The 12,382-nt window shown below is 38.9% G+C and carries 11 protein-coding genes and 3 pseudogenes; 11 read left to right on the top strand and 3 right to left on the bottom strand.

What is annotated here, in order from left to right:
- Nucleotides 1-443: 443 nt before the first annotated feature.
- The 7 genes and pseudogenes from F0342_RS00420 to F0342_RS00390 all read left to right on the top strand — a co-directional run bounded on the left by F0342_RS00420 (nucleotide 444) and on the right by F0342_RS00390 (nucleotide 6,296).
- Nucleotides 444-722 (top strand): ArsR/SmtB family transcription factor, encoded by a 279-nt coding sequence (locus tag F0342_RS00420; RefSeq protein WP_149154099.1) that lies wholly within the window; start codon nucleotides 444-446, stop codon nucleotides 720-722.
- Nucleotides 723-781: 59 nt separating this feature from the next.
- Complete coding sequence (locus F0342_RS00415) at nucleotides 782-1,171, top strand: VOC family protein (protein ID WP_149154098.1); 390 nt, start codon at nucleotides 782-784, stop codon at nucleotides 1,169-1,171.
- A gap of 149 nt (nucleotides 1,172-1,320) precedes the next feature.
- Nucleotides 1,321-1,668, top strand: coding sequence for a hypothetical protein (locus F0342_RS00410; RefSeq protein ID WP_149154097.1), 348 nt, complete (start codon nucleotides 1,321-1,323; stop codon nucleotides 1,666-1,668).
- Between the two features lie 445 nt (nucleotides 1,669-2,113).
- Nucleotides 2,114-2,566 carry a VOC family protein gene (locus tag F0342_RS00400; RefSeq protein ID WP_149154096.1) on the top strand — a complete coding sequence of 151 codons (453 nt, stop codon included), beginning with the start codon at nucleotides 2,114-2,116 and terminating at the stop codon, nucleotides 2,564-2,566.
- A 796-nt stretch (nucleotides 2,567-3,362) separates the two neighbouring features.
- Entirely contained in the window at nucleotides 3,363-3,494 is a 132-nt protein-coding gene (locus tag F0342_RS25230; RefSeq protein WP_262481577.1) for a hypothetical protein, read from the top strand.
- A pseudogene (locus F0342_RS00395) lies at nucleotides 3,494-4,410 on the top strand (DMT family transporter). Before F0342_RS25230 ends, F0342_RS00395 begins: the two are co-directional and overlap by 1 nt.
- Before the next feature lie 644 nt (nucleotides 4,411-5,054).
- Entirely contained in the window at nucleotides 5,055-6,296 is a 1,242-nt protein-coding gene (locus tag F0342_RS00390; protein ID WP_149154095.1) for an ATP-binding protein, read from the top strand.
- Nucleotides 6,297-6,414: 118 nt separating this feature from the next.
- On the opposite strand, the gene F0342_RS00385 is transcribed toward F0342_RS00390, so the two are convergent.
- Nucleotides 6,415-7,959 carry a metal ABC transporter solute-binding protein, Zn/Mn family gene (locus tag F0342_RS00385; RefSeq protein WP_149154094.1) on the bottom strand — a complete coding sequence of 515 codons (1,545 nt, stop codon included), beginning with the start codon at nucleotides 7,957-7,959 and terminating at the stop codon, nucleotides 6,415-6,417.
- Nucleotides 7,960-8,330: 371 nt separating this feature from the next.
- Between F0342_RS00385 and F0342_RS00380 the strand changes: the two genes are divergently transcribed.
- Nucleotides 8,331-8,882 carry a carbon-nitrogen hydrolase family protein gene (locus F0342_RS00380; protein ID WP_149154093.1) on the top strand — a complete coding sequence of 184 codons (552 nt, stop codon included), beginning with the start codon at nucleotides 8,331-8,333 and terminating at the stop codon, nucleotides 8,880-8,882.
- A 141-nt stretch (nucleotides 8,883-9,023) separates the two neighbouring features.
- A pseudogene (locus F0342_RS25225) lies at nucleotides 9,024-9,098 on the top strand (chitin-binding protein); the annotation flags it as partial.
- A 525-nt stretch (nucleotides 9,099-9,623) separates the two neighbouring features.
- On the opposite strand, the gene F0342_RS00370 reads toward F0342_RS25225, so the two are convergent.
- Both F0342_RS00370 and F0342_RS00365 read right to left on the bottom strand, forming a co-directional pair.
- The gene (locus F0342_RS00370) at nucleotides 9,624-10,298 is read right to left on the bottom strand and encodes a DUF421 domain-containing protein (RefSeq protein WP_149154091.1); all 675 of its coding nucleotides are present in this window, start codon (nucleotides 10,296-10,298) and stop codon (nucleotides 9,624-9,626) included.
- A gap of 180 nt (nucleotides 10,299-10,478) precedes the next feature.
- Entirely contained in the window at nucleotides 10,479-10,952 is a 474-nt protein-coding gene (locus F0342_RS00365) for a DNA mismatch repair protein (protein WP_149154090.1), read from the bottom strand.
- Nucleotides 10,953-11,330: 378 nt separating this feature from the next.
- Between F0342_RS00365 and F0342_RS25660 the strand changes: the two are divergent.
- Together F0342_RS25660 and F0342_RS00360 are read left to right on the top strand one after the other, a co-directional pair.
- Nucleotides 11,331-11,537 (top strand): annotated as a pseudogene (locus F0342_RS25660) (SulP family inorganic anion transporter); the annotation flags it as partial.
- 318 nt (nucleotides 11,538-11,855) lie between these two features.
- Nucleotides 11,856-12,194, top strand: a complete 339-nt coding sequence (locus tag F0342_RS00360) for an ArsR/SmtB family transcription factor (RefSeq protein WP_149154089.1) — start codon at nucleotides 11,856-11,858, stop codon at nucleotides 12,192-12,194.
- Nucleotides 12,195-12,382 lie beyond the last annotated feature (188 nt).

Raw genomic sequence — 12,382 nt, 5'->3', positions numbered from 1 at the left:
TGGGACAAAACTAAAAAACCACGATAAAAAGACGAACAATAGAAGTGTAGGTTCTTCATACCGCTAATGATTTCCGTGCAAGACTACGCTTTCCGCGGGTAGCCCGTGAGCCTCCTCGGCAAGCCTGCGGGGTCTCACATAAGCTACTCTTCCCGCAGGAGTCTTCGTCTTGCACTCCAATCAACCGCTGGAAACAGCTAAAATCAAATGATTCGAAAATAAATAATAAACCCGAACAAACCTGCACACTAAGAAGCAGGTTTGTTCGGGTTTGACTTAGGATAAAAAACTTTTGTCCCAGCCTCTTTCTATGTCCAAATAACTCTCTGAACATTAAAAGGGGATTCTTTTTATTATAGCTGAATCATTAAGTGCCTTCTATCGAGCAACCAAATAGTTGCTTATGCTTGACAGGCAACCAATGAGTTGCATATAATGAATTTATGACTTGGGACAAAGACACTATATTCAAGGCACTTGGCGACTCGACTAGGCGACTTATCCTAGATGAGCTTTCCGACCGCAACGCGCTGACGTTGTATGAACTTACGGCACGTCTCGTTATGAAACACAACCTTTCCATTTCGCGACAGGCGATCACTAAACATCTTAATCTATTGGAAGATGCAGGACTCGTCATTTCAGAACGGAAGGGAAAATATCGAGTACTTATGTTTAACAAAGAACCACTTAAAGACTTATTGAAAGGATGGGTAGACTAATTTATCACAAATAGGCAGAAGAGAATCTGCCATTGCGACGATTAAAGGAGGCAATTATGATGAAAATTATTATTACCAGTATATTCGTTCAAGATCAAGACAAAGCATTGGCGTTTTATACGAACACGCTGGACTTTGTGAAAAAGCATGACGTTCCCACAGGAGCACACAGGTGGATTACGCTTGTTTCACCTGATGAACAAGACGGGACCGAGCTTTTACTTGAACCAAATGAGCACCCGGCTGCGAAAGAGTATCAAGAGAAATTATTCGCAGACGGCATCCCTGTAACCATGTTTGGGGTTTCGGATATTCGCAAAGAGCACAAGCGATTAGTAGAAAAAGGTGTAACGTTTACGATGGAGCCGACCGCAATGGGCGACATCACAATAGCTGTCTTCGACGATACATGTGGAAACCTTATTCAGATGATTGAACAGAAGTCTTAAAGTCGTGGCCTTTCCTCTACGTGCTGTATTCAGCGTGCAGGGGCATGGCCCTTTTCTTTATATAGGGGAATGGCCAGCTGAAAAAATATCGGTTTATTCTATGAGATATTGGGGATTCTTCTTAATAGTAACGAAAGAGGAGTGGACCTATGGAGTTAGATGGCAGAAAATTTAAAGACAGGGCTATGACCGCAATGAGTAAGTTAAAAGACAATATGAAGGGGACGTACTATTCTATCGCTGAAATCCCTTCATCTTCCGTACAGGAGCTGGCGGATTTTATTCAGATACACCCTGACACACGTGAAATCAGGAAGCACCTGCTCGGCAACACCTATTCCTTTTTCAGACTAAAAATGAACAACTATCAGTTCTACTTAGAGACCACCAATGAACGCATTTTACAACTGGATGGTTCTTTAAATGGAAAGGAATTGGTTTCCTATCGATCCTATCGGGATTCTGGTGATATACATTCACCAGTGAAATTGAGTTAAGAATAGGAAAATGGGCTTTCTTTTAGAAGAGAGCCTGTTTTTTCGTACTGGGGGTCTGGCATCGTTTAAAGGGGAAAAGCGTTATGTGCTTGAGTGGTTTCTGCCGAAATAAGAGCCTACAAAGGACAATTGGAATTCTCAATACTTACAGATGATAACGCTAGGTCCGTCCCCGCGCTTCCCGAATAGCAACTACGGTATCGAATTTTTGAAACTAATTGAACATGACGGCATCAAGAAATAAGGTTCGCGAATATTCCAATAGTAGAGGGTTTACGAAGTGTTGTTCGTTAACAAATACCCGAATTTTCCTATACTGTGACTTTTCATTGATATCATGAACTGTGGCAAGGTGTTTTTTGTTAGGAAGGAATTTGAAACTTTTTAATAGAATAATTATGAAGATGATCAGATAATAAATTTTCACACATGAGGAGGTTAAACGATGGAAAAAAACAAATTACTAAGAATGGACAATGTCGGCATCGTTGTAGAATCCCTTGATGACGCAATCTCTTTCTTCGAGGAGATTGGCTTGATCCTCGAAGGGCGAGCCACTGTCGAAGGTGAATGGGCTGGTCGCGTAACCGGATTGGGTTCTCAGTGCGTAGAGATAGCTATGATGGTTACCCCGGATGGCCACAGCCGAATTGAACTTTCGCGTTTTCTCAACCCACCTACTATATCAGATCACCGGACTGCTCCTGTAAATGCCCTCGGTTATCTACGCGCCATGTTCACCGTTGAAGACATTGACGAAATGGTATCCAGACTCACTAAGCATGGTGCTCTGCTCGTTGGTGAAGTGGTTCAGTACGAGGACTCGTATCGGCTTTGCTACATTCGTGGAACCGAAGGACTTCTAATCGGTTTGGCGGAACAACTGGTTAATAAATAAGGTAAGTGACGAATTGAGCCTTTACTGTTGGAAAGGCATTGGTTTCCTATCGAGCATATCGGATTCTGATGATATACATTCACCAATTAAATTGAGTTAAGAATAGGAAAACGGGCTTTCTTTTAGAAAAGAGCCCGTTTTTTTGTACTGGGGGTCTGGCAGCGTCTAAAGGGGAAAAGCGTAACATGCTTGAGCGGTTTCTGCCGTAATGTGAGCTTATAAAGGACAATTGGAATTCTCAATATATACAGATGAAGACATTAGGTCGTCCCCGCGCTTACCTGATAAATAATAGCGTACCGGGGGAGAGGTAAGTTTTTGGTACTCACAAAAAAAGAAAATTCGACACGCCGGCATGAATATCGAATTTCTCGCATGATTAATCTGAAAGCCGCACGATTATTCCGAGAGCCGCATGATTATTCCGAAACTAGCACGATTATTTTAATTCCCGCATGATTCTTGGTAATACTCCTTTTCCAGGGTGTGGATTGCATGTTTGAAAAATGCTATTTAGATCAAAAACTGTATAGAAAAAGTCCCTTGGCTTGTCATGGGACGTTTATTTCTTACGTAATAGGAAAAAGCGCTCATCGGTAACCTAGTCCAACATTGGTGCCTGACCCCCAGCACGTTAAAGTTTTAGCGTACCGGGGGTCAGGCACCGGTATTTTAGCATTGTGGTTGATAAAAATGTCTGGTAATGTTTAGTTACTTCAAATTTTTTACATATATCAAAGGTTATGTTCACGAAGTTAATCTAAGTTGAGCCGTATTGATTGGGGGAAGTTAGACAATGTACAATGAAATCTTAGAAAGAGGGCAGTACCGGGAATTCGTTACTGGCAATAAATTAAATGAGAAGGATCCTTTAGCTTGTTTAACTGGAGGATTACGCGATGAACCGGTTGTAGGATGGTGTCGTTAATGAGAACCTTTATGTATATCTTTTGTTTGATGGTTTGGGGGTTAAATTTTATTGCAGTGAAAATCCAGGGTACTCCTGTTAGTCTGGAGGTTTCATTGACATACAGATTGTTCGGAGCTGCATTTCTTTTCATTATTTTAGCTATTTTCACACGACCAAAAGGATTTCCTAAAAGGAAAGATCTTTTTCCAATCATCACGTTTGGAATCTGTAATTTTGCATTAAGTTATTTGTTTTTGTATTATGGAACCATTTGGAGTAATGCAGCATTAGTTACCTTGATTTTTTCACTTAAAACGGTCCTGACACCAATCTCATTAAAGATATTCTTGAAAGAAAAGCTGGAACCACGGATCTTGATTGGTGGGATTATCGGATTAATTGGTGTTGTGGTCATGGTCTATCCTATCCTGGCTCATGACTTTGCGATTAATTACATAAAAGGAATCTGTATCGCACTACTGGGAACGATGTTAACCTCCATTGGTGATGCAAGTTCAGCACGTAATGCGAAACATAACTTAAATCCAGTCTATTCAAACAGTTTGGGTGGAGCAGTAGCAGCCGTGCTATTACTTATTATTTCGATATTTCAAGGACAGGAATTTTATTTACCTACTACCCTTCATATATAGGAGCTCTTCTATATCTTACAGTGGTCGCTTCATTTGCGGCCTGGATGTTTTATCTGAATTTAGTCAAGCAAATTGGAGCAGCTTTAAGTAGCTACATGGTGGCATTGTTCCCAGCAGTAGGTGGGGTTGCTTCAGTGCTTATTGGGGAATCGGAACCTTCTATTTACCTGGTATTTGGGTGTTTATTAGGATGTTTAGGGGCTGCAGTAGCACTCAACTTCTTTCAATACATTACTAGACTTGGGATGAATAAAAGAGTCGCTGAAGGCGGTACACGATGAAGTAAACGAGGGCATGCGGTTGGTTCTTTTGCTTGCTCTGGATTTTTCGGAGATGCAAATAAGGAATTGGGGAGGACGTTGTCTTCAAGGCAGCGTTCTTTTTTGCGCAGGGGTCAAGCATAAAAAATGCCCCAATTAGAGGCAGATAGATACATGTATTCAGAAAAGAATATCGGTGCCTGACTCTCAGCACGGGAAAGTTTTAGCGTACGGGGAGTCAGGTGCATTTTTAGGACTAATAAATAAAGAAAATTCGACACGGCGGCATGATTATCGGTTTTCTCGCATGATTAATCTGAAGGCCGCACGATTATTCCGGTAACCGCATGATTATTCCATAACCCGCACGATAAAATTAATTCCCGCATGAATCTAGGTCATACCCCTTTCCAAAGGTATGGATGATTGGATTGAACGTTTGAAAAATGCTATTTAGATCAAAAAATGTATAGAAAACAGCCCTTGGGTTGCCATGGGACGTTTTTTTCTGACATATTAGGAATAAGCGCTTATCGGTGAGGTGCAAGGAATTCCCTCACCTAAAGGTCCTAATTTTTGTCGAATGTTCGTGCTAATTGGAAAGGATTTCCGATAAGGATGTCGAAGAATTAGAGTAGACGCTTTTTTCTTAAAGGAGACCTTGTATGTTAGAGACTGTCCATCAATTAATTTTGCATGTGGTATTTATTCTCTTTACGATTCTTCTTTTTCAAATGGTTACGAGTGAATCGGACAGCGGAACAAAAGGGTTTACCCTTAAGTTCTTTCTCATGAATCTCGCTATTTTAGTGTTTACTATGATCTTCCCCGTTGTTTACTCAAGCGGATATGTGTACGATTTCAAAGTGATTCCCGTCATCCTTGCCTTTATCTATGGTGGTAAGAGAATGGGGTTCAGTACGTTCACCTCCATGCTGTTGATTGGTTTATTTACCAACCATGTAATGACCTTTTTGATCGTGAATTATGCGATCTATGGTGTGTTACTGATCCCTTTATCGAAATGGTATAAAAGGTTGACTTGGAAGAACAAGATGCTCCTGATTTCTGTTTTTTATTTGTTCATCCCGGTTACAAGATCCATTTTTTTAATCCAGAACAATGAAATAGAGCAGCTCCCGCTTGTAGCAAGCTCTACCCTGATCATATGGATCACGCTGATCCTGACCATTTATCTGATTGAAAACCGACTGGAACAAAACAGGATCAAAAAAGAGCTCATGAAAGCTGAAAAGTTAAATATAGTCAGCCAATTGGCGGCTTCCGTTGCCCATGAAATCCGAAATCCCATGACGACCGTAAGAGGGTTCATGCAGCTCCTGCAAAGAGAAACGTTAACTAATAAACAAAAGGGTTTTATCGACATTTCCATACAGGAATTAGATCACGCACAAGACGTCATCAATCAATACCTTTCCCTTGCCAAGCCGCAAACGGAGGAATACGAGGTGTTCAGTTTGACCGACACCGTGAATGAATCCGTTGACGTGATGTCTACTTATGCCGTGATGAACAGCATTCAAATCATTCGAAATATTGAAAATGATCTGATGATCAAAGGGATAAAGATTGAGGTGAAGCAAGTATTGCTCAATCTTCTTAAAAATGCGATCGAGGCAGTAAAAGAAAATGGAGAAATCACGGCGGCAGCCAATGTACATAAAGACGGCAGAATGATGATTGTCATCCAAGATAATGGAGCCGGCATGCCTCCGGAACAACTCAAAGTATTGGGCAGACCCTATTATTCGACCAAGGAAAAAGGGACGGGACTTGGCTTGACCGTCTGCTATCAAATTGTCAAACGGATGAAGGGTGAAATACAGGTGGAGAGTGAACGGGGTGTGGGGACGACGTTTCGGATTTTTTTTCCAGGGAATCCATAAGAATGTATACAATATTTTGAATGTGTAAAAATGACTTCTATATATATATATAAATATCCGGTTCCCCAAAGAAGGGGTCACCGGATATTATTGTTGTACTTATCTCAAGAAGGGGTAATCAATGCATCATCATTTCATGAGCGATTTCCTCGCCGCTCAAGTCAGAAGGGTAATAGGTTGGCCAGTTAACGACTTCCTCCAGCAACGCTTCCCGGTCATCTCCCCAATACAAGTGATAGTGATGTGAATCAGTTGGGGCAATGCTGTGATCACTAAACTGGATATAGTTTGGCATCTTTCCTTCCTGCTCGTCAGCAAGCTTGAAGATATAGCGTACTCCACGATTTCCCGCTTCATAGTTTAGAATTTCATACCCGTCATAGGTATAGCTTCCAGACGATTTTTTTCCATCTTCATAGAAGGTGAACGTATCCTCATCAATCATGATACGCTCGACGCCAGTTTTGTATCCTATTGTATAGTATTCTTTATACTCTTCGGCAGTCTTATCTCCGTCTTCTGCTTTGTGAGCAAATACTTCATCGAGGGTACCATCCAGTAAATAAGGGTAAACTGACTGCCAGTCACCTTCCCAGTCAGATAACTCACGATCTTTAACTTGATCATCTTCAAAGTAACCATCATAAATCTTCTTTGCTTCTTCATCTAATTCATGGCTGTGGTCATGGTCGTGATCTTCCGGTTCTATAGCAGGTGCTTGTTCCAATGCTGTATGCAACTGTGTCAGGTTATGTCTCATCAGTGTAAAATAGTCTTCATCATTTTCAATATCTTCATCTGTCAGTACAGACAGGTTATGAAGTCTGAGTGTTTCTGCACCTATTTCATCCCTTACGACTCCAGCTATTTTCGTCGTAATGTTCTGTTCAAAAAAGACATGCTTTAATCCGTATTCTTTAGCTGTCTCTACAATTGTCTGGAGTTCTTTCTGAGACGGTTCCTGTGTCGGGCTCAATCCGGAAACAGCAATCTGATGTACACCATAAGCTTCTTCCCAATAGCCATATGCGGCATGAGAGACGATAAAGTGATTGCCTGATGTTGCTTCCAGTTCAGTGGCAAACTCCTGATCAAGAGCTTCAAGGTCAGCCTTGAGTGTTTCAAAGTTTTCATTAAATAGTGCCTCTTCTTCAGGCTTCAATTCTACTAATACATTCTTAATGTTCTCTGCTAATTCAATGGAGCGGATTGGATCCAGCCATACGTGAGGATCATGATCTCCGTGGTCATGATCCTCTCCATGATCGTGGTCATGGGCTCCTTCATTAAGCTCAATCCCTTCAGCTGCTTCAACAACTGTCACATCTTCAGCCTCTACAGCCTCAACGATTTTTTCAGCATACGCCTCCAGTCCCGCGCCATTCATAATAAAGGCATCTGCTTCAGCAATTGCCATTACGTCCTTAGAAGTGGGCTCATATGTATGCGAGTCCGATCCAGGAGGTAAAAGTGATTCAATTTCAGCTTCTTCACCTGCAATCCGTTCTGCAAAAAACTGCAAGGGATATACCGTAGTGAAAATTTTCACCGCATCAGTTGAAGACGATGCCTGTTCCGCACTGTTCTTCTCATTTCCTTCTCCGCATGCAGCAAGGGAGAGGACTATTAATAAACTAAATAAAGCCAACCATTTTTTCCTCATTTGTATCCTCCTCTTTATTTCTTTAAATAATATATCGTAACTATTACGATTTGTAAATAGTAATGGTTCTTATTTATGAGTAACAAGAATAATTAATTGATTAAAAGAGGATGGGACAAAAGTTTTTTAGCCTAAGTCAAACCCGAACAAACCTGCCTCTTAGTGTGCAGATTTGTTCGGGTTTATTATTTATTTTCGACTCATTTGATTTTAGCTGTTTCCAGCGGGTGATTGGAGTGCAAGACGAAGACTCCTGCGGGAAAGTAGCTTATGTGAGACCCCGCAGGCTTGCCGAGGAGGCTCACGGGCTACCCGCGGAAAGCGTAGTCTTGCACGGAAATCATTAGCGGTATGAAGAACCTACACTTCTATTGTTCGTCTATTTATCGTGGTTTTTTAGTCAAAAAACACATCTTAATAAATCCGATAGAAAATGGGCTAAACCTGGCTCTTTGTTACCAGTCTTTGAGACTCAAGAATTAGGGAAAATCGGTGTTCTATTAGGTGAAGATGCTCGATATCCAGAGGCATCAGGTGTGTTAGCGGTCAAACGGGCTGATATCATAGCAATACCCTCTGCGTGGCATGGACAATATGGAGGGGAGATGGAAATCAATAAAGAAATCTCAGTTAATAAATATCCAAAAGGTTCAATGGTTACGTGGGATGCAGTTGCGATAGGAGCACAAGCTTACACGGTTATAGCAAACTATATTGGTACAGAAAAGGGTTACTTAGGAAGAAGTAGTTTATACACCCTTGATCCTTTATATGGACTGGATCAACCAATTGTAGCTTCAAAGGAGAAAGAAGAAGCTTTGGTTGTTAAATTTAAAACTTTACAATCGGACGCTTGGTTTAATCAAGAACGTTTAATCCACTCAAGAAAAACGACATACTTTGTACCACTCGTACATGAATAAAAATTTTGGAGTGGAGATCGTTTTGTAATATAGATCCTTCAATCCTCTTTATCTCTTAACACACGGTTTTGAATGTCCTTTTCCGTCGGGTAAGTAGGAGAAACCCCCTATAATGAGGCGTGGAAAAAGCAGGACATGAGAGGCGGATTGAATACCTTTACATGGAAATACACGGCCGCTCATGCTACGTCCAAATGGCATTATTCCATAACAAAAAATAAGGTTGGGATGAGCGGTCTGATTTTGAGCTTATTCGTATTGCATTTTTAGCCTCCAAAAAATCTTTTTTCATTTAATCTTATATACTAATTTCAAGCAAAAATAGCTATTAAGTTAATAAGCATATTATTTCACAAAATAACATTATTTGCTTTTTCGAAGAAGAAAAGGAACCATTTGCTGAAGTATAGATGACGATCAGACAGTGGATTTCCAGCTTTTCTTTATTCAAAATATATAAGGTTGGTATTTATGTTTTTTAATTCGGGGATGTGTGTATGGTACTGTTAGATGGTTTGGCATCACCATTCTTTTGGGGAAGAAATTAAAGATATAAGGAACATTCTGAAGAAGCCACACTTTTAAATGCCGAGATAAGAAATAGGGTAATGTACTGAAAATTAAATGAAATTGAGTTTCTGCAACATATAAACTAAAATTTGGGGGCATTTCCATTAGTTTATTGAATATGGAGAATTTATAGTTAATTACAAGGATAAAAAAACATTGTCATTACAATCATCAAGATGATTGATTTCCTGTATCAACGATTAAAGAATGATCTTTATCACTGACGGCGGCATAAAAAATGTTATTGATTTTGTGAATTCCTTTATTCGTTAATTCTTCCTGAAGCCATTTTTCATCTTTCTGAATCAAATTTAAATTTTTTTGCTGGATTTTTCCCTCAACAATCACTGCAATAGGAAGTCCTTGATAATCTGTTTCAATATTTAAGTGGCTGGGTGTTAAATTAACAACAGCTTGGTTAGGCAATATACTAAGATCTCCATTAGGTTCAAGAATCACGTAGTCGATATCCTGTATGTTCGGGTATCCTGCTGATCGAATAGCCGACAATAATTCTACGAGAGAAAAGCGTGTTCTTCGTAATTCCTTTTTTGAAATTTTTCCATGTTTGATCAACACACTCGGATTGCCGATGAATAGTCTGTTCAACCAGCGAAAAAGGCTTAACTTAGATAATAAGATATACATGAGGACTATAAGGAAAATCCCTATAACAGTCTGTCCTAATCCATCTGCTTTGATCGGTCTAACGGACAACGTGACGATAAACACAATGGCAGCAAGGTCAGGCGGCGTCAACTGAGCCAACACCGTTTTACCCATACAACGCATAGCCAGAATCACTAGACCAAAAAGTAATATTAACGTCCAAATAAAATTGAACATGCTATCACCACCATTATTATTCTCAAAGTATACAAATTCTATATTTGTCATATAAAATTGAATCCATACTTAATTTAAGTATATTCAATTTTGAAGAGATAACGGAAACGATGAAAGTACATAGGCAATTGCAAAATTATACAGGGTTAAGGGACCTCATAAATTAAAAGTCATTCCATATTATCTTCTAAATAAAGGGTGGAAATTAATTGAATTTTTAAGAACAAAATCTTTGTTCAACTGTCTTTCTAACTTATCAATATCCCCTCCATCTTTTACAAATAATTCTATTTTTTCAGCTACCAATTTACCCGCTTTATCATCTAAATCTTCAAAAGGAAGGAACGACTTTATGTTTATCCTTTCTGGGGTGTTATCTTCACGAAAACCTTGTCCTGGAATCTGATCCCATAAGTTTTCCCAATCATCCAACAACCCAATCTCATTTAAAAAGAACATTTGTAAACCACATAACCAAGCGGTGCAACTGGTATTTCTTTTTTGACATCCAATCCCATCTTCTAAATGTTGGCACCCAAAACAACAAGAATTCCCACTATTAATGCAGACTTCACAAATATAATGAGAACCAACGGATTGAAGTACCTTCAATCCATGCTGTATAAGATCCTGTTTTTTTATTTCCATTGTCAATATTCTCGCTCCATTCTTAAATCTTTCAAATGAAAATGTTCAATGGGTCAATATACGAAACCTTTCATTTGAATTTTCACTAAAAAATATGGTCAATGTAGAAATAAAAAGTATCCTGAGTTCTTTCTAAATCCTTCATATGTACCAATTCAAAAGTATAGTTCGCCTTTTCTTTCCTAATTTCACAATATCCTGTTGTATAAATATACAGAATCTGATATAAATCACGATTATAAATAACTTTATCTCCTATTTTCATAAAAATCACCTCTAAAATTTATTCTGACATTAGTTAGGAAACAGAGTAAATTCATATAGTGGTATATTCAAATAATCAGATATACATGTTATGATTATTATAAATGGAGAAAGGGCGCTATGCAACATAGATGGTTTTTTACTGGAAGATTTAATAGCTATACGTTACAAAGTTTTCAAAAAGACCTTCTGTCTGGTCTAGTTGTTGGGGTAATTGCTATTCCTTTAGGGATTGGCGATTGCGATTGCTTCTGGGGTTAAACCGGAATACGAATATAAACGTCCATCGTTGCAGGTATATTAATTTCACTGTTTGGTGGGTCAAAATTACTGGTGAATCTTTTTTATCAAGTATCATAAAGAGTTTTTCAAAACATGGAATTGTATTGATATCAGGTATCAAGCCGCAACCTAAGAGTGTTAAGACAGGTTTATATGAGTACCTGGGGAAAGAACATTTTTTTGACCATACGGGTAGTGCAATAAATATTACAATCGAACATCTAAATAAGGACAAATGTCTCGGATGCAAACATATTGCCATTAGGGGAATGTAAAGCCCTTTTCTAGCGCACGGGAGAGCAATGGACAAAAAGGGGAGTCGTTACGACATCTTAATTGTATCTAGAAAGAGAGGGAACTAATTTGAATTTAGAAATGCAACAATTTAAAGCTGATTTCTTTAAAGCTCTTGCTCATCCATTAAGGATAAAAATTCTTGAACTTTTAGCTGAAGGAGACAAAAATGTAAATGAAATTCAAAACCTAGTGGGAAGTGAAGGATCTGCTGTGTCCCAGCAATTAACCGTTTTAAGAGCTAAAAATATCGTTACAGGTACCAAAGATGCTAACAGGGTTATCTATTCGTTGCGAGATCCAATGATTATTGACCTACTAAGTGTCGCTCGTGAAATATTCAATAATCACCTTATTGATACGATAACTATGTTAGATAAAATCAAAGATACAGATAATGGAGAGTAGAGTAAAAGTAAAGAAGGAATATAAAATGGCTATTATTGTTCTGTGCAAACGTTGTAAAGGCAAGGGGAAAATGCAAACGAAGATTCCTTTTATTAAAGTAAAGTGCTCTATTTGTAATGGAACAGGTAAAATTAAGGACTTTAAAAATTAAGCAACCTTGATTAGTTATATAACATAATGAATAGTGA

The sequence above is a fragment of the Bacillus sp. CH30_1T genome (genome assembly GCF_008364765.1).
GTDB lineage: Bacteria > Bacillota > Bacilli > Bacillales > Bacillaceae_B > Rossellomorea.
This window is presented reverse-complemented; position numbering and strand designations above follow the sequence as displayed.

Bases quoted from the DNA above. Each gene is read 5' to 3' on its own strand.
- F0342_RS00400 (WP_149154096.1), top strand. From the start codon at position 2,114: ATGGAAAAAAACAAATTACTAAGAATGGACAATGTCGGCATCGTTGTA.
- F0342_RS00370 (WP_149154091.1), bottom strand. From the start codon at position 10,298: ATGTTCAATTTTATTTGGACGTTAATATTACTTTTTGGTCTAGTGATT.
- F0342_RS00385 (WP_149154094.1), bottom strand. From the start codon at position 7,959: ATGAGGAAAAAATGGTTGGCTTTATTTAGTTTATTAATAGTCCTCTCC.
- F0342_RS00410 (WP_149154097.1), top strand. From the start codon at position 1,321: ATGGAGTTAGATGGCAGAAAATTTAAAGACAGGGCTATGACCGCAATG.
- F0342_RS00390 (WP_149154095.1), top strand. From the start codon at position 5,055: ATGTTAGAGACTGTCCATCAATTAATTTTGCATGTGGTATTTATTCTC.
- F0342_RS00420 (WP_149154099.1), top strand. From the start codon at position 444: ATGACTTGGGACAAAGACACTATATTCAAGGCACTTGGCGACTCGACT.
- F0342_RS25230 (WP_262481577.1), top strand. From the start codon at position 3,363: ATGTACAATGAAATCTTAGAAAGAGGGCAGTACCGGGAATTCGTTACT.
- F0342_RS00415 (WP_149154098.1), top strand. From the start codon at position 782: ATGAAAATTATTATTACCAGTATATTCGTTCAAGATCAAGACAAAGCA.